Raw genomic sequence first — 20,645 nt, 5'->3', positions numbered from 1 at the left:
CGCGGGTCCTCGCTAACTTAACGTTCGGCGGGCTGGATGAACACCACGCCCTGGCCTGTGAATTTGTGCTGGTACGATTCGCCCGAGCTCTGGCCGATCATCGTGCGCCAGTTGACGTCGAAAACGAATTCCTGGCGGATATCGCCCTTGAAGCCGACGAAGGCGTCCGGGTCCACACGCAGCGGATGCGCGGGCGTCACTTCCAGCATGATCAGGTTGCCGCGCGAAATGACGGCCAGGTTGCCATGGCCTTCGACGGTGGTGGAAAACAGGCCCTGGCCCGAGCTGGCGCCGCGCAGGCCCGCAAAACTGGTGCCCGTCTTCAGGCTCGTGTCGTAGGCCAGCAGGCTGCTGCTTTCGATGGTCAGCTTTTCGCCGGCCAGCGCCATGACGGTGATCTCGGCCGCATTCTGCGCGAAAAACACGGTGCCCGTGCCGGCGGCCTGCATCACCTGCATGCCTTCGTTCGTCACCTTGCGCTTGAGCGCGCCGAAGAGGCCCTCGCCGCCGAGCAGGGATTTTTCAAATTTGATGGCGCCCGTATAGGCGACCATCGCGCCGGCAATCGCCAGCACTTTTTCATCCTGCAGGCGCACTTCCAGCAGGCGGTCGGTATTGGTGCGGAAACTGGTCACGCGCGACTCCCCAAGTATGCCAGGCCACAAAGCCATGGCTATCCGACAAGATACCGGGGGCGTTACCGCCATGCAAGTGCTATTCCTCCCGAACGGGGGGTATCCATTAAAAAAAAGGCGTGCCCGGAGGCACGCCCTGCGCTTACACCGGCAACGGTTTACTCGGCCAGCACCGGCTTGGCGCCGCGCGCGTTCTGGAACAGCGGCACGGGATCATTGGTATTGACCTCGACCACCGTCACACCCTGCACCACGCCAGCGACCTGGTAGCCGACGGCGCCCAGGTGGCGCTTGCCTTCGGCCAGGTTGGACCAGCTCAGCGAGACAGACGCAGTGCCGCCCATGAAGGCCGTGCCCGGCATCAGCGCCTTGAAGCTGCCGTTGTTCAAGCCCGGGGCCAGTACCCACGACGACAAGGTGTAGTCGGCCTGGCCGTTTTGCGGCGCAAAACCGATCACGCACACCTTGTAGGTGCCGGCGGCGGGCAGGCGCAGTTCCACCTGCTCATTGGAACTTTCATTGCCGCTGCTGCCGACCAGCACATTGGCGGCGTTGTAGACCTCCATGTCCATGTCGGTATTCGCGCCGCCCGTCGTTTCCGAGTCGTAGGTGGCAAAGCGCGCCGCCAGCGTGCCGGCCGGAACCACCACGTTGTGCACGTTCACGCCCGTCGCACCACCGGCCTTGCAGGCAGCCGATGCGGCAGCGCCCGTCGCCGCCTGGCCGATCGTGCGTGTTTCGCGCACGGCTTCGACGAGACCCGACTTGACGCCCACCAGCGCGCCCGTGAAGCCCGTGCCCAGGGTCAGCACCTTGCTGCCGGTGGCCGCTTCGCTGCTGACCAGCGGAATGGCGGCCAGCGAGGTGCCGCGCGCCGTCAGCGGGCTGCGCACCGTGTGCGTGCCATCCGTCCAGCTCAGGGCTCCGTAGGTCCAGGTATTGGCCGGCGCCGTGGTGCGCGTCAGCTTGACCTGGTACTGGCCCTTGGCGCCCGGCGCCAGGCTCAGGCTCGTAGGCGTCACCGCCACCGTATAGCCGGGCAGGCTGGCCGAGACGTTATAGACGGCGCTGCTGGCGCCCACGTTGGTCACCGTGCGCGTCAGCACTTGCGTGCCCAGCACGTTGGCCGCCGTCAGCGACGCCAGGTTCAGGTTGTAGGCAGGAATGGTGCCGACAGCCTGGCAGGTGGCGGCGCTGTAGACCTTCAGGTTCAGGCCGCACAGGAAGCGCGCATAGTCGATTTCCGACACGTCGTACACGAGGCCGGGATCGGCCGCGCTGTTCGGCGCGATGTGCCCGGCGCCCTGGCCCCACGGCAGCTGGCCCGAGTTCTTCGCCGTGGCATCCCACGACACGGAACCGTTCAAGCCGTCAGGATACGTGCTGAAGGCCGTCGTCATCAGCGCCGACTTGATGGCCGCGGGCGACCAGCTCGGATGCTGCTGCTTGAGCAATGCCGCCACGCCGGCCACGTGCGGACTGGCCATCGAGGTGCCGGAATAGAAATCCCACTCCGCCACTGGCGCCACGCCGCCGGCCGCCACGGCATCGCGCTGCGCCGGGGTCAGGTCGGCCGTCACGCCGGCGAGGATGTTGGTGCCGGGCGCCGACATGTCCGGTTTCAGGATATTCGCGTTGGCCACGTTCGGCCCGCGCGAGGAACGGTCGCTGACGATCGGCGCCTGCACCGTCGTGTCGGCGATCGTATGGATTTCGCCCAATGCCGCCGTGCCGTCCGGATTGGACGCCATGAAAGCCTTCAGCGCGTCGCCCTGCGCCTGCGCCAGGTGGACCGTCGACAGCACGTGCGCCTGGTTGATGATGGTATTGGCGCCGCCGACCACGTTGGCGATGACCACGCCCGCCGCGCCCGCCGTCTTCGCATTCGCGCTCTTGTTGACCAGCACGTTGCCGCCACGGTCGCACACGAGTATCTTGCCCGCCACTTTCGCCGGGTCCAGATAAGCCGAGGTGGCATCGGCCGCGCCGAAGCAGCGCAGCAAATTGAGGTCCGTCGGCGACACGCCGGCCAGGCCCGCATCGCGCGAGCGGATCAGCGGCAGCGCCGGCGTCTTCGCATTGCTCGATGCGCCTTCCAGCTTGGTGCCGTTGCTGAGAATGACATTGCCCGCGTACAAACGGTTGTGGGTGGAATTGGCCACCGTCGCCAGCCAAGGGCTGATGTGCGAAACGGGAGCCGGCACGTCGGGCGCCGGCGTGGATGGACCGGAATTGCCGCCGGACGTGGCGACAAACACGCCGGCCGCCGCCGCGCCGAGGAAGGCGACTTCCGTCGGTTCGTCGAAAGCGCCGCCGCCCGCGTTCGGGCCGATGGAGAAGTTGATGACGTTGACGCCATCCTTGACCGCCTGGTCGATGGCGGCCACGCTGTCGGCCGTGGCGCAACCGTTGCGGCCCGTCGATGCGGCCGTCCAGCACACTTTATAGGCGGCGATGCGGGCGCGCGGCGCCATGCCGGACGCCTTGCCCAGCGACACCCCGTTCGAAGTGGCCAGGGCGCCATTGTTGCCGCCGGCCGTGGACGCCGTGTGCGTGCCATGGCCGCCGTGCCCCGTCAGGCCGGCGACGGAATCGCGCGGCGACAGGAATTCCGTCCAGTGCAGCGCCGACGTGGAGGCGCGGTAGTAGCGCGCACCGATCAGCTTGTTGTTGCAATTCTCGGCGCTAAAACCTTCGCCGGTCTGGCAAGTGCCTTGCCAGCTGGCCGGTGGCGCGCCGTACACGACGTTGCTGCCGCTGTGGCTGGGCACGCCGTTCTCGTCGAGGCGGTCGGCAAAGGCCGTGTTCTCGGGCCAAATGCCGCTGTCGACGATGCCGATGATGATGTCTTCGCCCGCGTGTGTCTTGCCGCCCAGTTGTTCCCACAGGCCGCCCGGCTTGTCCAGGCCCAGAAAGGTGGGCGTGTAGCTGGTGTCGAGCTGCAGGATGGAGTCGGCGCTGACGCTGGCCACGCCGCTGTTTTTCTTCAGGGCCCGCACTTCATCGTCCGTCAGCAAGGCGGAAAAGCCGTTGAAGACGACGCTATACTGGTGCGTGATTTCCGCCGCGCTGACGGTGCCGGCCACGGCGGCCTGTTTGGTGTCGAGGTAGTTCAAATAGGCCTGCACATCGGCGGCGCCCACGTTGATGCGCGCGCCCGGAGCCGGCTTGGTGGCGGCCAGGCCGTCGATCTGGCCCGTATAGGTGGCGGCCGGCTTGTCGACCAGTTGCACGATGTAGGAACGGCGTTCCTGCGCCTGCGCCGCTTGCGCCAGACTGGCGGCCAGCAGGAGGATACCGAGTGAAACGGGACGTAATTTCATCTCATGCTCCTTGCACGGTGAATGCTGCGAACTTGCCGCTGCGGCGGCGCGACAGCATGCCGATGGCGCCCAGGCCGGCCAGCAGCAGCATGTAGGTCGACGGTTCCGGCACGGCGCTGATGTTGATATTGTCGAGCGCAAACTGGCCTTGGTTAAAGGCGGGGAAATCGATGGAATTGGTGCACGCGCCAGTGTCATTGAAAATGCAGGCGTTGAAGGTCAGGCCCGTCAACGCATAGTTGCTGAAGCCGCCCAGCAGGGAAGCGCCCTGGAAATGGTAATTGCCATCGCTGCCCTGGCCGGGAAACGCCAGCGAGGTGCTGACCACCTGGCCGTTGCTCAGGGTGCCGCTCAGCTGCAGCTGGCCCCAATTCATGTTCGGCAAGCCGGAGACGGGCGCGATGAAGGAATAGTCGAAACCGGCCAGGCTGAACGCCTGGTGGTCGGCACGCGCGAAATTCACGCCGCCATCGTTGAGGATGGCCAGGTAGTTGCCGGTGGCGCCCTGCGGGCAGGCGGCGATATCGCACGACGAGCCCACGCGGCCATCGAGGATGGCGCCCACGCCGCTGACGCCGCCGCCTGCCGCCGTGGTCGGGTCGGCCAGGAACAGCAGGTTGTAGCTCGACGTATTGAGCGTCTGGCCGCTGGCATACACGTCGGGACGCAGGGAGTCGAAGGTCAGGACATCGGCCATGGCCGGCGCCGAGGCCAGCACGGACAAGGTGGCCAGCGCGGCCAGGACGGTGGCGCGGCCGCGGATAGCGGGCGCAGTGGCGGTGGCGGGCGATACCCGCGCATGTGATAGACGATTCATTCTATTCCCTTGGTTGTTGTGGATAGATAGGTCGGCAGGTCTGGCGCCCGCTTTCAGCTTTTTCACAAAAGTGTCAACAAATATAGCAAACCACACAAAACAAATATCATATTTTTAATATCATTTATTTATTTTTTATCTAACTCTGCGAAACTTTGTTTTGTTTTATCTATGAAAGCTTGAGCAATCTCAACGTTACATCGGAACAACAATGCGTCGCACTGCAGACGTGCGCGCCAGCGTGCCCGCCCGACTTCAGATAAGCTCGAAAACCGTGCCTGCTGTGCCGTCATTGCTCCGTCACATCGCGGTACACCTGTTCCATCCTGGAACACTTGTCTCTCCCCGCCACGCGCCCGGCCACTGCCCCTGCGCCGATGGCATGAAGCTTGCACAACAAAGGAATCGACCGTGCTCAGGGAGCAGCATCATGGAACACCATCAATTTGCCGGCAACGGCCGCTCAGACACGCGGCCGGCCCAGCGCCTTCTCGTGTGCTGCGCGCTGGCGCTGGCTTTTTTCCTGCTGGCCGCCAGGCTGGACCTGGCCGAACGGCTGACCTACGCGCTCGGGCGCCACGAACACTGGCAACTCGATGAACTGGCCCTGAGCCTGTTGCTGCTGGCGCTGGCGCTGGCCAGCTTTGCCGTACTGCGCGGCCGCCAGGTGGCGCTGCTGCTGGCGCAAAACCGCGCCCTCACGCAGCGCCTGCTGCGCGCGCAGGAAGAGGAGCGCTGCGCGCTGGCGCGCGAGCTGCACGATGAAGTGGGACAAGACTGCACGGCCATCCGCGCCGCCGCCAGCTACATCCTGCGCGCGCGCGATGGCGACCAGGCGAACGTGCAAGCCTGCGCCGCCAGCATCGCCCGTTCGTCGGAAGCGCTGCATGCGATGGTGCGCACCATGCTGCGCCGGCTGCGCCCGCCCGTGCTCGACAGCCTGGGATTGGCGCCGGCCCTGCAGGCGCTGTGCGACAGCTGGGCCCAGCAGCACGGCATCGCTTGCCATTTCGCGCCGCACGCCATCCCCGCCAAGCTCGACGACGGCACCGCCACCGCCATCTACCGCCTGGTGCAGGAAGGCTTGACGAACGTGGCGCGCCACGCGGGCGCCGACCGGGCCACGGTGGAGTTGCGCGCCGATGCGCACGGCTTGCTGCACCTGGCCATCGAAGACAATGGCCACGGTTTGCATCCAGACAAAACGCCGGCGGATGGCTTCGGCATGTTGGGCATGCGCGAGCGCGTGGCGGGCCTGCGCGGTCATATCCGCTGGATCAGCGCGCTGGGCAACGGCTTGCGCATCGAAGTGGCGATGCCGCTGGCGGCTGGTGCGGCATGAACGCGGCCATGACACCGATCCGCGTGATGCTGGTCGACGACCATCCGGTGGTGCGCACCGGTTACCGGCGCCTGCTGGAACAAGGCGGCGACATCGCTGTCGTGGCCGAAGCGGGCAATGGCGAAACGGCGTATGCCTTGTATCAGGAACATGCGCCCGACGTCTGCGTGACGGATTTGTCCATGCCGGGCATCGGCGGCCTGGAATTGCTGCGCAAGCTGATCGCCCGCGATGCCGGCGCCCGCGTGCTTGTGTTCAGCATGCACGACACGCCGCAGCTGATCGCGCGCGCGTTTGACGGCGGCGCCTGCGGCTTCGTCAGCAAGCAGGCCGACCCGGAACACCTGGTCGACGCCGTGCGCGCCGCCCACGCGGGCCGGCGCTACCTCGATCCGCACAGCACCCCCGGCGTGTTGCAGGGCGCGGCCAGCATGGAAGCGCAGCGCTTGAGCAGCCTGAGCCAGCGCGAGTTCGAAATCTTCCGCCTGTTGGCCGAAGGCCGCAGCGCCGCCGACTGCGCCCGCCTGTTACACGTAAGCAGCAAGACGGTGGCCAACCACCAGACCTGCATCAAGGAAAAGCTCGACGTGCCCGGCCCCGCCGCCTTGGTCCATCTTGCATTACGCAATGGCGTCATCGAGCACATCCTCCCTTAAAACACGTAGCGCAAGCCCACATTCACGCTGCGCGGCGCGCCGGCCGCATAGAAGGTCGCGTTGACCATCGGATACTCGCCGTTCACGGCCGGCAGCGGCCGGGCATTAAAACTGCCATTGGCGTCGAAACCCGTCGCGCCCAGCTGGGCCGCCGTCGCATAGTGTCGGTCGAGCAGATTGTTGACCTGGGCGAACACGCTCAGTTGCCGTGTCAGCTGGTATTTGCCGTTCAGTTCCACCACGGCGTAGCCGCCGCTCTTGCCCGCGCCCAGGTACGCCGGCCCGCCCGCCTGATGCGCGTTGTTTTCATTGCCGCGCGCATAGGCACTCGACACGGCCGTCATGGCCAGGCCCACCGTCCAGTCGCGTCCGCCCTGAACCTCCACGTGCGCCTTCAGGATATGGCTGGGCGTGAGCGGAATGCGCTTGCCCGGCGTGATGACGATATTGCCTTCCAGGCCGGGCGCTTCCGCGTCGCTGCTGCTGTTGGCGCTGCCGTTGACGGTTTCCCGGCTTTGATACGTCGCCTGCAGCCACGTGTAGTTGACGCCGAAGTCGAGCGCGCCCGCCTTGCCGTCCAGCGCCAGCTCCACGCCCTGGTGGCGCGTCTTGCCGAAATTCTTGAAGTAGCCGAAACCGGCCTGGTTGTCGGCCACGAACAGGATATCGTCATGGTTTTCCGCGCGGAACACGCCCGCGCTCCAGCGCGCCACCTCGCCCCACTGGCCCCGCACGCCCGCTTCCCACGTCTTCGTCACCACCTGTTTCAAGGGCGGGTCGCCGGCCATGGCGTTGGGCAGGCGGCATGGGTTTTCCGGGTCGGCGCAACCAAGCTCGATGGCCGTTGGCGTGCGGCTGCCTTCGTTGTAGCCGAGATAGGCGCTCACGCCCGAGGCCGGCGCGTAGGCCAGGCCGATGGCGGGATTGAAGCGGCTGAAACGGTGGTCGCCATCGAGCGAGCCGCTGCCGCCGCCGGGCGTGATGGCGTCGCGGTTGCGCACCGTGCTGCGGTTGTAGCGGCCCGAGACGGTCAATGTCAGGTCTTGATTGAACGCGATGCTGTCGCTCGCATACACGCTCCACGTACGCATGCGCCCGCTCAAGTCGACCCGGTTGTCGACGGGCGTGCCGTCATCGTCGATTTCCGTCCCATCGGCAAAGAAGTCGACGGGCGTGATGCCGCGATCCGGGTTCAGGTAGCCGAACTGGCTCGTCTGGCGGAAGGTGGCGTGACTCGTGTCGTAGGCGGCGCCGGCCGTGACGGCATGGCGCATGCTGGCCACGTCGGCCAGCGCAGTGAACTGGCCGGAAAAACCGTAGTTTTCCTGCTGCGTATGACTGCGGTTGATCATGCCATTGCATTTTTCGGCTGGCTCATCGTTCAGCAGCACATTGCCGATGCAGCGCCACTTCGGGAAAGGCGTATTGCCGGCATTCGCCCCGCTGGCGGGAAAGCCCGTGTAACCGGCCGCCGCCAGGGCAGCCCGTTCGGCCGCGCCGGGCTGGTAGACGGACTGATCGAGCGACTCGTCGTTCAGATCGCCGTTGTAGGTGTGCGTGTCGATCTTGCGGTAATACACATTACCGGACAAGAGCAAGGCAGCGCCGGCCTGGTGCTTGCCCGTCAGGTTCAGCAGGGTCGACCTGTTTTGCGTCAAGTCCGGCTTGGTGTAGACGCTGCGGTAGTCGCGCGCCAGCATGCGCTGTTCCTGCAAGCCGTTGCCCGTCAACGCATTGTCCGCGTGGGCCACGGTGACGGCGATATCGGTGCGCGCATCGCTCCAGCCCAGCTTGCCAAACACCTGGCGCACGTCGGACGGCGAATCGTCGCGCCAGCCATCTTCCTTGAAACGGTTGCCCGTCACGTACCAGTGCCAGCCCTGCGCATTGCTGCCGCCATGTTCAACTTCCACGCCGCGGCGTTGATCGGAACCCAGGCGCGCCTCGACGGCGGTGCCTGGGCTGGTCTTGCCATCCTTGGTCTGCAGGGCCAGCGCACCGCCCAGGGTGTTCAGGCCGAACAGGGGATTCGAGCCGGGCATCAGGGTCAGCGAAGCTATGGCCATGCGCGGGATCAAGTCCCAGCTGACGACGTCGCCAAACGGCTGGTTCAGGCGCATGCCGTCCAGGTACACGGACAGCCCCTGTGGCGTGCCCAGCAGGGGCGAGGCCGTATAGCCGCGGTAGCTGACGTCGGGCTGGAACGGATTGTTCTGCACTTCGTTCACGTAGACGCTGCCCAGGTTGCGGCGCAGGAAGGCGGAAATATCGAGCGCGCCGCTGGCGGCGATCTGCTGCGCGCTGGCCGTCTGCACGGGCGCGGCGAATGTGTCGCGCGGCTGCTCCACGGTGGGCAGCGGCATGCTGCCCGTGATGATGACGGTGGGCAGATCGCCCGAGGCGGCCAGGCTGGCATCAGCAGGTTCGGCTGCCTGCGCCTGGCACAGCGCCATGGCGGCGGCGGCCAATAAAGTCAGTTTCATGCTATCCCCGTTTTATCATGGTTTTTATGTCTGTCCAGTATCGGACAGCCACCATCGATGAACTAGGGAAAAACTCCCGCCGTGCGGGCGGCGGGCAAGCACGCTATCGCTGCAGCGGCAAGTAACTCTGCTTCAATTGGCGCAGCACAAAGCTCGATTTGCTGTGGCGGATGCCGGGGATTTTGTATAAACGCTCGCGCAGCAGGCGTTCGTAGTCGCGCGTGTCGCTGACCGCAATGCGCAAATAGTAATCGTAGTCGCCCGAGACGAGAAACGCTTCCAGCACTTCCGGGATCATGGCCAGCGCGTGGCCGAATTCGAACAGGGCCTGGTCGGAATGGTCGTCCAGGGTGACTTGCACGATGACGGTGTCGGCCAGCCCCACCTTGGCCGCGTTGACGTTCACCGTATAGCCTTCGATGACGCCATCGTCTTCCATGCGCTTGATGCGCGCCCAGCATGGCGACGAGGTCAGGCCCACCTTGGCGCTCAGCTCGTGCAGGCTGATACGGGCATCCTGCTGCAGGGCCGTCAGGATGGCGAGGTCGAATTTGTCGAGCTTCATTCTGGTCTTTCCATATTTTGCAGCAAATTTTGCTGAAGTATGCATTTTATACGAGAAAACCAGCAGCCTTTTCTGCCGCATCAGGCAGAAAATAAGGCCATGAAACCCGATCCCGCTCCCCTCCTCGCTCCCGCCCACGATCTTGCGCCGCGCAACGGCGCCAGCACCCTGATCGACACCCTGCTGGCCCTGGGCGTCGACACCGTCTTCGGCTATCCCGGCGGCGCCGTGCTGCCCCTGTACGATGCGCTGCACGCGCAGCCGCGCTTGCGCCACGTGCTGGTGCGCCACGAACAGGCGGCCGTGCATGCGGCCGAAGGGTATGCGCGCAGCACGGGCCGGCCCGGCGTCGTCTTCGTCACGTCCGGCCCCGGCATGAGCAACACCACCACGGGCTTGCTCGACGCCCTGTGCGATTCGATTCCCGTCATCTGCATCAGCGGCCAGGTGGCCACCACCAGCATCGGCACGAACGCCTTCCAGGAATGCGACGCGCTGGGCATTTCGCGCCCCGTCACCAAGTGGAACCGGCAAATCCGCACGGCCGACGAAACGGCCGCCGTCGTGTACGAAGCATTTATCCAGGCCACGCAAGGCCGGCCCGGCCCCGTGCTGATCGATTTTCCCAAGGATATGCAGCTGGCTCACGTCGCGGACCACACGCCGCTGCCCTCCGCCGCCGCAGTGGCTGCATCCCTGCCCGACAGCAATGAGCTGGAACGGGCCGCCAGCCTGATCGCCAACGCGCGCCAGCCCGTGTTCTATGGCGGCGGAGGCCTCATCAATTCCGGCCTCGATGCCTGCGCCGCGTTCCAGCAACTGGTGAAACTGGCGGCCGCGCCGTGCACCCTGACCCTGCTGGGACTGGGCGCCTTTCCCGCCTCGCACCCGGCCTTCCTCGGCATGCTGGGCATGCACGGCACCCTGGAAGCGAACCTGGCCATGCACCATGCGGACCTGATCGTCTGCGTGGGCGCCCGCTTCGACGACCGGGTGACTGGCAGGCTGGACGCCTTCTGTCCCGGCGCGAAAATCATCCACGTCGATATCGACCCGGCGTCGATCGGCAAGGTGGTGCGCGCCGACGTGGCCCTGTGCGGCGATTGTGCCCCCGTGTTGACCGCCTTGCTGGCGCAGCTGCGCGGACGCCTGCTGGCGGACCGCCAGCCGTGGTGGCAGCGCATCGACGGCTGGCGCGCGCAGGATTCGCTGGCGTTCGACGATACGCTTGATGTGATCGCGCCGCAGGCGCTGATGCGCCGGCTGCAGGCGGCCCTGGATGGACAGGACGCCATCGTGTCCACCGACGTGGGCCAGCACCAGATGTGGGCCGCGCAGCACCTGCGCTTCGAGCAGCCGCGCCGCTGGCTCACCTCGGGCGGCGCCGGCACCATGGGATACGGCTTGCCGGCCGCCATCGGCGCGCAGATCGCCCATCCCGGCAAGCGCGTAGTCTGCGTCAGCGGCGACGCGTCGATTTTGATGAATATCCAGGAACTGGCCACAGCCGTGCAGCACCGCCTGCCCGTGAAAGTGGTGCTGTCGAACAATGGCTACATGGGCATGGTGCGCCAGTGGCAGGAACTCATCCATGGCGGGCGCTACAGCCACAGCTACACGGAAGCGCTGCCCGACTTCGTCGCGCTGGCACGCGCGTTCGGCTGGCAGGCGCATACGGTCAGCCGGCGCGACGAGCTCGACGGGGCGCTGGCGGCCTGCCTGGCATCAAGCGGCCCCTACTTCCTCGACGTGCGCGTGCATGGCGAGGAAAACTGCTTTCCCATGATGGCGCCCGGCGCGGGGCACCATGAAGTCACCCTGTCCAAGGGAAAGGTGTACAGCGAACGGTAATCCGGCATGACCACTGGCCACGCCAACGATGTTGTCGGATTACGCGTGGCGTTGCCACGCTAATCCGACCTACGCCCGTATTTGGTAGACATCACCACTCGCCACCACGGGTAGGCCGGATTAGCGGCGGTACGCCGCGTAATCCGACATCACCACCGGCCGGATTACGCCCATATCCTGTAGATCCAATAACTTTCATCCTCTCGGCTGGCGCGCGCGAGTTCCGTGGGACTCAGGCCCGTGATGGCGCGCACTTCGCGGCACAGGTGGGCCTGGTCGGCGTAGCCGCCCTCGGCGGCGATATCGCTCCATGCAGCGTTGCCTTGCAGCATGGATTCTCGCGCATCGAGAAACGACTGTTCCGCGCGGCGCATGCGGCGCAAGGTGCGCATGGGCTGGCCGGCCCAGGCCTTGATGCGGCGCTCGATATTGCGCGCGCCGCTGGCCAGGCCCGTCGATGCCGCCTGCACGCCCAGGCGGCGTACCCAGTCCTGGATGGCGCCGGCAGGATGGTCGCCGTTCTTGCGCGCCAGTTGCCAGCGCGGCGCAAGAAAATCTTCCACCAGCGCGATGCGCGCCGCGTCATCGGGCGCGGCCAGCACGGCGTCCGACAGCACCAGCCAGTCGGCGTCGAACAGCGCGTCGAGCGGGCGAAACTGGTCCAGCAGGGCATCCATCGATACGCCCGTCAACGCATGCAGGGCGGCCGGATAAAACATCACGATAAACGAATGCACTGGGCCGGGGTTGTAGCTGACCAGCGGATACGAACGGGGACCGCCGAACAGCGCGGGCGGCATGCGCACGTCCGGCAGCGACAGTCCCGGCGCGGCCGCTTCCACGTCGCCGGCGACGGTCCAGATGATGCTGCACATGGGCGCGGCGGGAAAGCGGTTCAGGCGCTGGGCCGGCGGCAACGGTGCGCAGCCCGTGGTGTCGCGCACGAGGAAAGCGCGCACGCAGGACGCCAGCGCGGTGCGCGGCGCGATCAGGTGGCTCAAGGGCGTAGGGGCGGCAGGCATGGCGACGATTGTACCGGCAATTTCTGGCCGCGCACGATGTCGTATTCATTCAATACAAGCGGGCCGCAATCGCGTAGAGTGTGGCCATTATTGCAAGCAATCCGCGTACTTTTACCGTATCGACAGGAGATGTTCATGCCGCCACTCGACCACGCCGCCGCGCCCGCCACCACCGCGCCGCTGCGCCAGATCCGCCACTTGCCGGGGCCATTCGCCCTGCCCATCGTCGGCAACAGCCTGCAAATCAAGCTCACGCGCATCCACCGCGACGTGGAACAGTGGGTACGGCGCTACGGCCCCTTCATGCGCGCCTGGTTCGGCCGCACCCTGGTGCTGGTGGTGGCCGACAGCGAGGCCGTCGGCGCCGTGCTGCGCGACCGGCCCGACGGTTTTCGCCGGCCCTTGAGCAGCTCCATCGTCTCCGACGAAATGGGCGGCGTGCCCGGCCTGTTCCTGGCCGAGGGCACGGAGTGGCGCAACCAGCGCCGCATGGTCATGGCCGGCATGGCGCCCGGCGCCATCAAGGCGTATTTTCCGGCGCTGGTGACGGTGGCGCAGCGCCTGCAACGGCGCTGGCATCTGGCCGCCACGCAAGGCCAGGCGATCGACCTGGACGGCGACCTGAAACGCTACACGGTCGACATCATCGCCGGCCTGGCCTTCGGCACGGAAGTCAACACGCTCGAATCGGGCGAAGACGTGATCCAGCGTCACATGGACGACATCCTGCCCGCCGTGGCGCGGCGCAGCCTGTCCATGTTTCCGTACTGGCGCTATGTCAAGCTGCCCGTCGACCGCCGGCTGGACCGCGACGTGGCGGCCCTGTCCGCCGCCGTGGCCGACCTGGTGCAGCAGGCGCGCACGCGCATGGCGCACGACCCGGCGCGCCGCGAGCGTCCACCCAACCTGCTCGAAGCGATGATCGCCGCGGCCGACCTGGAGGGCAGCGGCGTGACGGACCGCAACGTGGCCGGCAACGTGCTGACCATGCTGCTGGCGGGCGAGGATACGACGGCCAATACCGTGTCCTGGATGATCTATCTGCTGCAACGCCATCCGCACACCCTGGCCCGGGCGCGCGAGGAAGTGCGGCGCCTGGCGCCCGACGTGGCCGGTTTCACGATCGAGCAGATGGATAGCCTCGACTACCTGGGCGCCTGCGCCAGCGAAGCCATGCGTTTGAAACCGGTGGCGCCCTTCCTGCCCGTCGAGGCGCTGCGCGATACGGTCATCGGCGATATCGCCGTGCCGGCCGGCACCCTCGTATGGTGCGTGATGCGCAACGACACGGTGTCCGATGCGCACTTTCCCGACGCCCAGGCCTTTCAGCCCGAGCGCTGGCTGGAAGGCGGCGAAGCGAACAACAAGCGCGCTGCGATGCCCTTTGGCGCCGGCTTGCGCACGTGCCCGGGCCGCTACCTGGCCTTGTTGGAAATCAAGATCGCCATGGCCATGCTGCTGGGCAGCTTCGACATCGCCGGCGTCGACACGCCCGATGGCGGCGAGGCGCAGGAACTGATGGGTTTTGTCATGTCGCCCATCGGCCTGACGATGCGCCTGGCGCGGCCGCAGTGATACCATGGGGAATATCTCATTCACTTGACTTCCCCATGACCATCCGCCTGGAATCGCCGCAGCAAGCCGACGTGCAAACCCTGATCGCCGAGCTTGATGCCTATCAACAGACCCTGTATCCGGCCGAGTGCGTGTATTCGCTGGACCTGGCGTCCGTGCCGTCCGATACCCTGCTGTTTGCCGTCGCCCGCGATGCGGCAGGCGCGGCGCGGGCCTGCGGCGCCATCGTCGTCACGCCCGATTTCGGCGAAGTCAAGCGCATGTACGTGCACCCGGACAGCCGCGGCCTGGGCCTGGCCAAGCGCCTGCTGGCCCTGCTGGAAGAACAGGCGCTGGCGCGCGGCTGCCGCTTGCTGACGTTAGAGACGGGCATCCACCAGCCTGAAGCCATCGCCCTGTACGCGCGCCATGGCTACCAGCGGCGCGGACCGTACGGCGACTATCCCGACGATCCGTTCAGTGTCTTCATGGAAAAACCGCTGCAGGTGGCGGCATGAACGCGCCAGCCGACAGCCTGCTCGACATGCGTACTCGCCTGCGCGCCTTTGCAGCCGAGCGCGACTGGGACCAGTTCCACACGCCGAAAAACCTGGCCATGGCCCTGTCCGTGGAAGTGGCGGAACTGGTCGAGCACTACCAGTGGCTGCCCACGGGCGCGGATGCCGAACTGGACGAAGCCAAGCGCACGGGCATCCGCCATGAACTGGCCGACGTGCTGATGTATCTGGTGCGCCTGGCCGACAAGAGCGGCGTCGACCTGCACGCGGCCGTGCTGGAAAAGATGGAACTGAACGCGCAGAAATACCCGGCGCAGCAGGTGCGCGGCGATGCGCGCAAATACAGCGAGTACTGAGCGAATACTGAGACAGCCACCCGTGCGTGGCTGATGCGCAAAAAAGCGTAGCATCAAGCCATGCGTACCTACCACCCTCTCCTGCTGGCGTTGCTGCTCCATGGCCCTGCGGCCCTGGCGCAAACCGCGCCCGTGCCGCAAGTCAAAGTGGACGCCACGCGCGACCCCGTCGATAAATCCTACCGCAAGATGCTGCAGGGCGTGGACCGCTTCGAGCGCGACCATGCGCTGGCGCCGCAGGCGGTGCTGCGCTTTCGCTTGCTGCCGCGCCAGCCCGGCGTGGACATGACGGGCGTGCGGCTGCGCATCGCCGGCGACACCGTCAGCATCCCCCTGCCATTGGCCGAGGACAACAGCTTTGCCCCGGTGCGCAATGCGCAAGCGGCGCGCGAAGACGCCGTGCTGATCGCCAACCGCAAGGCCACCACCATGAGCTGGCGCGCGCAAGTCATCACGCCCGGCTTGCCGCCCGGCACGCGGCGCCTGGGCGACTTGCGCCTGGAATGCCGCGCCGGCATGGATTCCGGCCTGATCTCGAACGACCCGCAAATCATCGCCTGGCTGTCCAGCATGCTCTACAGCACCGACAAGGTCTGTTCCGAACCGGACGGCAATTATCTGTTCTTCACGGACCGCCCCCTGTTCGGCGTGACTCTCGTGCATGGCGAGCGCAGGGTTTCGCTACCGTTCAAGATGCTGTATGCGGGCGGCGAGCAGACGCCTGCCTCGCTGCCGTATTGTGATTGCCAGGTACTGCTCGACCGCACGTATTACGCGCCCCTGTGGGATAGCAGCTGGCCCGACGATACCCTGCTGGAATTTAACTATATGGACGAGGTGGCGCCATGAGGTGGCTCAGTGTCTTCGCGCTGGCGCTGCTGGCCGCCTGCTCCGGCACGCGTGCCTTGCAGGCAAGCAAGAACGTGCCTTACGCAACCCTGGAACAGACGGTGCAGGTCGGCAGCAGCACGCGCGAACAGGTACGCGCCGCGCTGGGAGAGAGCACCTCCATCCGCTTCGACAGCGGCAATGAAGTGTGGATGTACACCTACCCGGCCGCCTCGGGCGCGCAGGGGGAATATGTCATCTTGTTTGGCGGGGATGGGGTGGTGAAGAAGGTGCGCAGCGGAGAGGTGTACCGGGTACCGAAGTAAATCCCGCCAACGGTGCGCTGGCGGGATAATTGTCTTAGCGTGCCTTCAGCAAGGCCCGTGACGCCACGCCCGCGCCCACGCTGCGCCCCACGCCAGCCGTCTTGCGCTTGGGTGAAGCCTTCAATTTGAAGATGCCGATCGACTGGGCCACGCTGTCGGTGCGCTGCGCCAGGCTGGTGGCGGCGGCGGCGGCCTGCTCCACCAGCGCCGCATTCTGCTGCGTGATGCCATCCATGTGGATGACGGCCTGGTTGACTTGCCCGATGCCTTGATTCTGTTCGCGCGTGGTCGAGGAAATCTCGTCCATCACTTCCGTCACGCGGGCTACCGAGGCGATCACTTCCGTCATGGTGGCGCCCGCATTGCTGGTCAGCACGCTACCCGCATTCACGGTGGCGATCGAATGGTCGATCAGGTTTTTCACCTCTTTCGCGGCCGTCGCCGAGCGCTGCGCCAGGCTGCGCACTTCGCCGGCCACGACGGCAAAACCACGGCCGTGTTCGCCCGCGCGCGCCGCTTCCACGGCCGCGTTCAAGGCGAGGATATTCGTCTGGAAGGCGATGCCGTCGATGAGGCCGATGATGTCGAGAATCTTGCGCGACGAGGTGCTGATCTCGTCCATCGTGGTGACCACTTCGCTGACGATGGTGCCGCCCTTGGCCGCGACGGTGGACGCCTGCGCCGCCAGCTTATTGGCCGTGTCCACGTGGTCGGCGCTGTTTTGCACCGTCGACGTCAGCTCTTCCATGCTGGCCGCCGTCTGTTCGAGGCTGGAGGCCTGCGATTCCGTGCGGCTGGACAAGTCCATATTCCCCGTGGCGATTTCCGCCGTGGTGATGCGGATATCCTCGAAGTTGGCGCGCACGTCGCCGATGATGCTGTGCAGGTTGATGTTGGTCTGGCGCAAGGCCGCCATCAATTGGCCCATGTCATCGTCGCGCACCTTGTCGATGACGCCCGTCAAGTCGCCGCCAGCCATCTTGCGCGCCACCGTGATGGCCTCGCCCAGCGGTGCGACGAGGGAATTGTGCAGGTGGGCCCAGAAATACAGCATCAGCGCCACGGCCGCGGCGGCAGCGCCGCTGAGCCAGCTGCGCGTGGCCGTGCTCGTGTCGCCGTCGATATTCCACACGGCGCAGCCGAGGATGGCCAGCACGACGCCAAAGACGATGCAATGCAGGGCCAGGTCTTGCGACAGGGTCAGCTTGCGCCACTCGGCCAGCTTGGCGGCCCAGCCCTGGCGCACGACGCGGCCATTGCGGATCGCCAGCTTGGCGCTATTACCGTCTTTAAAACTTTTATACAGGGCTGCCGCTTCGTTGATCTGCTCGCGCGTAGGCTTGGTGCGCACGGACATATAGCCGATCGGGCGGCCATTTTCGATGACGGGCGTGATATTGGCGAAGACCCAATAAAAATCACCATTCTTGCAGCGGTTCTTGACCATGCCGGTCCATGGCATGCCGGTCTTGATGGTGTCCCACAGGTCGGCAAACGCTTCGGCCGGCATATCGGGATGACGCAGGATATTCTGTGGCGCACCCAGCAGTTCCATTTCTGAAAAACCGCTGACTTCAATGAAATACTGATTGGCGTAATTGATATTTCCCTGTAAATCCGTGGTGGAAACAATCGTCATGCCTTCATTTAATACGTATTCATTTTGCGTGATAGGCGTATTGACCCGCATCTTCGCTCCTCTATTTTTTTCAACTAGCATAACAAAAACATAAAAACAATATACCACATCAAGCACCCATGATATATCGCCCAGGCGACAGTGATACTGGTCAAATAATTTAATAAAAGCCAATTCATTTATGTTTTAGAATTTACTTTGATTTAACTTTATTGATTTTATTGAATGCAAAATTCAAATTGCGCGCAGATACAATAATTAATAAAAAATTATGTACTGGCGCAGCAGCCAATAAATACGGCGTATGCGCCGATAAAAAGACGCAGATGAACTGGCGCAATGGCCGGCACGTGGCGACGCCTGCCGCCAACAATAACGCGGCAACAATATTCATTTCTTGAGGGAAAATAAAAACTGGCGCGAATGCGCCAGTTGGGGAACTGTCTCCAATCCGCGACACAGGCGCCGGGGAGGCGCCCGTGCAGGGATTGCTTACTTGAATGTTTTGCGCGGCGACTTCGGACGCGGTGGCGCCGGCTTGCGCTCCGTCGTGCCATCGTCCAGGCTGATGCGCAGCTTCTGGCCCGAGACCACGACCGATTTCAGGTGGTCGAGGATTTCCGGCGGCATGCCTTCCGGCAGGTCCAGCACGCTGTAGTTGTCAAAGATATCGATGCGGCCGATATGCTTGGCTTCCAGGTTCGCTTCGTTGGCGATGGCGCCGACGATGTTGCTTGGCGTCACGGCGTGTTCACGGCCCACTTCGATGCGGTAGGCCGTCACGCCTGGACGTGGGCGTTCCTTCTTCGGCGCGCGCGGCGCAGGGGCTGCGTCGCCCGCGTCCGCTGGCGCATCCTTGAACGCTGGCGCCGACTTGGCGGCGAACGGCTTGCGCGGCGCGGCTGGCGGCGCCAGGTCCGGCGCGTCGCCGTCGCGGCTGATGCGCAGCTGCTGGCCCGCGACCCACACGGTTTTCAGCTGGTCCAGCAATTCTTTCGGCATGCTATCCGGCAAGTCCAGGACGCTGTAGTCGTCATAGATTTCGATGCGGCCGATGTTTTTCGAATCGATGCCCGCTTCGTTGGCGATGGCGCCCACGATATTGCCTGGTTTCACGCCATGCTGATGACCGACTTCGATGCGGAAGGTCTGCATGCCGGCATCGGCTGGACGTTGGATGCGTTCCTTTTTCGGGAAGGCCGGGCGCTCGCCACGGTCGCTGCGCTCGTTACGGTCGAAGCGGTCGCCCCGTTCCGGACGGTCGTTGCGCTCGAAGCGGTCTTGACGCACAGGACGGTCGTCTTGCCACGTGGCTTGCTCGCGCGCCTTGTTCTTGTCCAGCAGCAGCGGCGTATTGCCACGCGCCATCTTCGCCAGGGCGGCGGCGATTTCGATGGCGGGAATGTTTTGTTCGCGTTCGAAATCCTCGATCAGCGACTGGAACTGTTCCAGTTCGCCCAAGGCCAGGGTTTCGCTGATCTGTTCCTTGAACTTGGCGATACGTACGTCGTTGACGGCCTGGATCGTCGGCAGTTCCAGCATGCCGATCGGCTGGCGGGTCGAACGTTCGATGGCTTTCAACAAGTTCTTTTCACGCGGGGTGATGAACAGGATCGCTTCGCCGCTGCGGCCGGCGCGGCCCGTGCGGCCGATGCGGTGGGTATAGCTTTCCGGATCGTGCGGCACGTCGTAGTTGACGACGTGGCTGATGCGCTCGACGTCCAGGCCGCGGGCGGCCACGTCGGTTGCCACGAGGATGTCGATCTTGCCGTCTTTCAACTGCTGGATCGTGCGCTCGCGCTGGGCTTGCTGGATGTCGCCATTAATGGCGGCAGCCGAGAAGCCACGGGCTTGCAGCTTGCCGGCCAGCTCTTCCGTGCCCAGCTTGGTGCGGGCGAAGATGATCATGCCGTCAAACGCTTCCGCTTCCAGGATGCGTGTCAGCGCGTCGAGCTTGTGCATGCCCGACACCAGCCAGTAGCGCTGGCGGATGTTGTCGGCCGTGCCCGTCTTGGCGGCAACCGTCACTTCGGCCGGGTTCACCAGGTAGGTCGTGGCGATGCGCTTGATGACGGAAGGCATGGTCGCCGAGAACAGGGCCGTTTGATGGCCTTCCGGGGTTTCTTTCAAGATACGTTCGACGTCGTCGATAAAGCCCATGCGCAGCATTTCATCGGCTTCGTCAAGCACCAGGGTTTTCAGCTTGGACAGGTCGAGCGAACCCTTGTCCAGGTGATCGATCACGCGGCCTGGGGTGCCGACGATGACGTGCACGCCGCGGCGCAGGGCCGACAGCTGCGGGCCGTAGCTTTGGCCGCCGTAGATCGGCAGCACGTGGAAGCCGGGGATGTGGGCGGCGTACACCTGGAACGCTTCGGCGACCTGGATGGCCAGTTCGCGCGTCGGTGCCAGGACCAGGGCTTGGGGTGAGCTTTGTTTCAGATCGATGCGCGACAGGATCGGCAAGGCGAAGGCGGCGGTTTTACCCGTGCCCGTTTGCGCCTGGCCCAGCACGTCGCGGTTCGCGAGCAATAATGGAATCGTGGCCGCCTGGATAGGCGACGGTGTTTCGTAACCGACATCCTTGAGCGCGCGAATCAGCGGCTCGCTCAGGTTAAGGTCGGAAAATAAGGAAATTGGTGTATCAGACATGAAATCACTCACAAGTTCGCTCGAATCGCCCAATGCGAAAGAGTGTATCCGCTAGTTTACTCTTTACTGGACCTTACC

Annotated in this window: 16 protein-coding genes; 8 read left to right on the top strand and 8 right to left on the bottom strand. The window is 64.8% G+C overall.

Annotated features, from left to right (window positions below; translation table 11 throughout):
- Window positions 1-17 precede the first annotated feature (17 nt).
- From VM94_RS03545 to VM94_RS28670, 3 genes are all read right to left on the bottom strand, one after another.
- Window positions 18-671 carry an AIM24 family protein gene (locus tag VM94_RS03545; protein WP_081922678.1) on the bottom strand — a complete coding sequence of 218 codons (654 nt, stop codon included), beginning with the start codon at window positions 669-671 and terminating at the stop codon, window positions 18-20.
- Window positions 672-793: 122 nt separating this feature from the next.
- A complete protein-coding gene (locus tag VM94_RS03540) occupies window positions 794-3,958 on the bottom strand; it encodes a S8 family serine peptidase (RefSeq protein WP_046682204.1) in 3,165 nt (1,054 codons plus the stop codon).
- A 1-nt stretch (window position 3,959) separates the two neighbouring features.
- Window positions 3,960-4,775 carry an NF038120 family PEP-CTERM protein gene (locus VM94_RS28670; protein WP_046682203.1) on the bottom strand — a complete coding sequence of 272 codons (816 nt, stop codon included), beginning with the start codon at window positions 4,773-4,775 and terminating at the stop codon, window positions 3,960-3,962.
- Window positions 4,776-5,205: 430 nt separating this feature from the next.
- Between VM94_RS28670 and VM94_RS03530 the strand changes: the two genes are divergently transcribed.
- Together VM94_RS03530 and VM94_RS03525 are read left to right on the top strand one after the other, a co-directional pair.
- Window positions 5,206-6,117: a histidine kinase gene (locus tag VM94_RS03530; protein WP_052755498.1), complete on the top strand. Its 912-nt coding sequence runs from the start codon at window positions 5,206-5,208 to the stop codon at window positions 6,115-6,117.
- Window positions 6,118-6,125: 8 nt separating this feature from the next.
- Window positions 6,126-6,773, top strand: a complete 648-nt coding sequence (locus tag VM94_RS03525) for a response regulator transcription factor (protein ID WP_046682258.1) — start codon at window positions 6,126-6,128, stop codon at window positions 6,771-6,773.
- Here the strand turns inward: VM94_RS03525 and VM94_RS03520 are convergent.
- Both VM94_RS03520 and VM94_RS03515 read right to left on the bottom strand, forming a co-directional pair.
- A complete protein-coding gene (locus tag VM94_RS03520) occupies window positions 6,770-9,256 on the bottom strand; it encodes a TonB-dependent receptor (RefSeq protein ID WP_046682202.1) in 2,487 nt (828 codons plus the stop codon). The genes VM94_RS03525 and VM94_RS03520 overlap by 4 nt on opposite strands.
- A gap of 103 nt (window positions 9,257-9,359) precedes the next feature.
- Entirely contained in the window at window positions 9,360-9,821 is a 462-nt protein-coding gene (locus VM94_RS03515) for an Lrp/AsnC family transcriptional regulator (RefSeq protein ID WP_034784295.1), read from the bottom strand.
- A 99-nt stretch (window positions 9,822-9,920) separates the two neighbouring features.
- Here VM94_RS03515 and ilvB point away from each other — a divergent pair, with 99 nt between their 5' ends.
- Complete coding sequence (gene ilvB / locus VM94_RS03510; RefSeq protein WP_046682257.1) at window positions 9,921-11,672, top strand: biosynthetic-type acetolactate synthase large subunit; 1,752 nt, start codon at window positions 9,921-9,923, stop codon at window positions 11,670-11,672.
- Between the two features lie 164 nt (window positions 11,673-11,836).
- Here ilvB and VM94_RS03505 read toward each other — a convergent pair whose 3' ends face one another.
- The gene (locus VM94_RS03505) at window positions 11,837-12,694 is read right to left on the bottom strand and encodes a helix-turn-helix domain-containing protein (protein WP_046682201.1); all 858 of its coding nucleotides are present in this window, start codon (window positions 12,692-12,694) and stop codon (window positions 11,837-11,839) included.
- A gap of 135 nt (window positions 12,695-12,829) precedes the next feature.
- Here VM94_RS03505 and VM94_RS03500 point away from each other — a divergent pair, with 135 nt between their 5' ends.
- Genes VM94_RS03500 through bamE form a run of 5 tightly spaced genes read left to right on the top strand, consistent with a single transcriptional unit; the run spans window position 12,830 to window position 16,276 of the window.
- Window positions 12,830-14,269 (top strand): cytochrome P450, encoded by a 1,440-nt coding sequence (locus VM94_RS03500; RefSeq protein WP_046682256.1) that lies wholly within the window; start codon window positions 12,830-12,832, stop codon window positions 14,267-14,269.
- Window positions 14,270-14,304: 35 nt separating this feature from the next.
- Window positions 14,305-14,766: a GNAT family N-acetyltransferase gene (locus tag VM94_RS03495; protein WP_046682200.1), complete on the top strand. Its 462-nt coding sequence runs from the start codon at window positions 14,305-14,307 to the stop codon at window positions 14,764-14,766.
- Entirely contained in the window at window positions 14,763-15,122 is a 360-nt protein-coding gene (locus tag VM94_RS03490) for a nucleotide pyrophosphohydrolase (RefSeq protein ID WP_046682199.1), read from the top strand. The genes VM94_RS03495 and VM94_RS03490 overlap by 4 nt, the downstream gene beginning before the upstream one ends.
- A gap of 60 nt (window positions 15,123-15,182) precedes the next feature.
- Entirely contained in the window at window positions 15,183-15,971 is a 789-nt protein-coding gene (locus VM94_RS03485; protein ID WP_046682198.1) for a hypothetical protein, read from the top strand.
- Entirely contained in the window at window positions 15,968-16,276 is a 309-nt protein-coding gene (gene bamE / locus VM94_RS03480) for an outer membrane protein assembly factor BamE domain-containing protein (protein WP_046682197.1), read from the top strand. Before VM94_RS03485 ends, bamE begins: the two co-directional genes overlap by 4 nt.
- Before the next feature lie 34 nt (window positions 16,277-16,310).
- Here bamE and VM94_RS03475 read toward each other — a convergent pair whose 3' ends face one another.
- Both VM94_RS03475 and VM94_RS03470 read right to left on the bottom strand, forming a co-directional pair.
- Window positions 16,311-17,966 (bottom strand): methyl-accepting chemotaxis protein, encoded by a 1,656-nt coding sequence (locus VM94_RS03475; protein ID WP_046682196.1) that lies wholly within the window; start codon window positions 17,964-17,966, stop codon window positions 16,311-16,313.
- A gap of 441 nt (window positions 17,967-18,407) precedes the next feature.
- The gene (locus VM94_RS03470) at window positions 18,408-20,567 is read right to left on the bottom strand and encodes a DEAD/DEAH box helicase (protein ID WP_082127541.1); all 2,160 of its coding nucleotides are present in this window, start codon (window positions 20,565-20,567) and stop codon (window positions 18,408-18,410) included.
- Window positions 20,568-20,645: the final 78 nt, after the last annotated feature.

The organism is Janthinobacterium sp. KBS0711, assembly GCF_000988085.1.
Taxonomy (GTDB): Bacteria; Pseudomonadota; Gammaproteobacteria; order Burkholderiales; family Burkholderiaceae_D; genus Janthinobacterium; species Janthinobacterium lividum_E.
The sequence above is the reverse complement of the archived record's forward strand: the minus strand, read 5'-3'. Positions and strand labels throughout refer to the sequence as shown.

What these genes read in the sequence shown, in the direction of transcription:
- VM94_RS03525 (WP_046682258.1), top strand. Translation starts at nt 6,126, where the DNA reads ATGACACCGATCCGCGTGATGCTGGTCGACGACCATCCGGTGGTGCGC.
- VM94_RS28670 (WP_046682203.1), bottom strand. Translation starts at nt 4,775, where the DNA reads ATGAATCGTCTATCACATGCGCGGGTATCGCCCGCCACCGCCACTGCG.
- VM94_RS03545 (WP_081922678.1), bottom strand. Translation starts at nt 671, where the DNA reads ATGGCTTTGTGGCCTGGCATACTTGGGGAGTCGCGCGTGACCAGTTTC.
- bamE (WP_046682197.1), top strand. Translation starts at nt 15,968, where the DNA reads ATGAGGTGGCTCAGTGTCTTCGCGCTGGCGCTGCTGGCCGCCTGCTCC.
- VM94_RS03490 (WP_046682199.1), top strand. Translation starts at nt 14,763, where the DNA reads ATGAACGCGCCAGCCGACAGCCTGCTCGACATGCGTACTCGCCTGCGC.
- VM94_RS03540 (WP_046682204.1), bottom strand. Translation starts at nt 3,958, where the DNA reads ATGAAATTACGTCCCGTTTCACTCGGTATCCTCCTGCTGGCCGCCAGT.
- VM94_RS03530 (WP_052755498.1), top strand. Translation starts at nt 5,206, where the DNA reads ATGGAACACCATCAATTTGCCGGCAACGGCCGCTCAGACACGCGGCCG.
- VM94_RS03495 (WP_046682200.1), top strand. Translation starts at nt 14,305, where the DNA reads ATGACCATCCGCCTGGAATCGCCGCAGCAAGCCGACGTGCAAACCCTG.
- ilvB (WP_046682257.1), top strand. Translation starts at nt 9,921, where the DNA reads ATGAAACCCGATCCCGCTCCCCTCCTCGCTCCCGCCCACGATCTTGCG.
- VM94_RS03505 (WP_046682201.1), bottom strand. Translation starts at nt 12,694, where the DNA reads ATGCCTGCCGCCCCTACGCCCTTGAGCCACCTGATCGCGCCGCGCACC.
- VM94_RS03470 (WP_082127541.1), bottom strand. Translation starts at nt 20,567, where the DNA reads ATGTCTGATACACCAATTTCCTTATTTTCCGACCTTAACCTGAGCGAG.
- VM94_RS03515 (WP_034784295.1), bottom strand. Translation starts at nt 9,821, where the DNA reads ATGAAGCTCGACAAATTCGACCTCGCCATCCTGACGGCCCTGCAGCAG.
- VM94_RS03485 (WP_046682198.1), top strand. Translation starts at nt 15,183, where the DNA reads ATGCGTACCTACCACCCTCTCCTGCTGGCGTTGCTGCTCCATGGCCCT.
- VM94_RS03500 (WP_046682256.1), top strand. Translation starts at nt 12,830, where the DNA reads ATGCCGCCACTCGACCACGCCGCCGCGCCCGCCACCACCGCGCCGCTG.
- VM94_RS03520 (WP_046682202.1), bottom strand. Translation starts at nt 9,256, where the DNA reads ATGAAACTGACTTTATTGGCCGCCGCCGCCATGGCGCTGTGCCAGGCG.
- VM94_RS03475 (WP_046682196.1), bottom strand. Translation starts at nt 17,966, where the DNA reads ATGCGGGTCAATACGCCTATCACGCAAAATGAATACGTATTAAATGAA.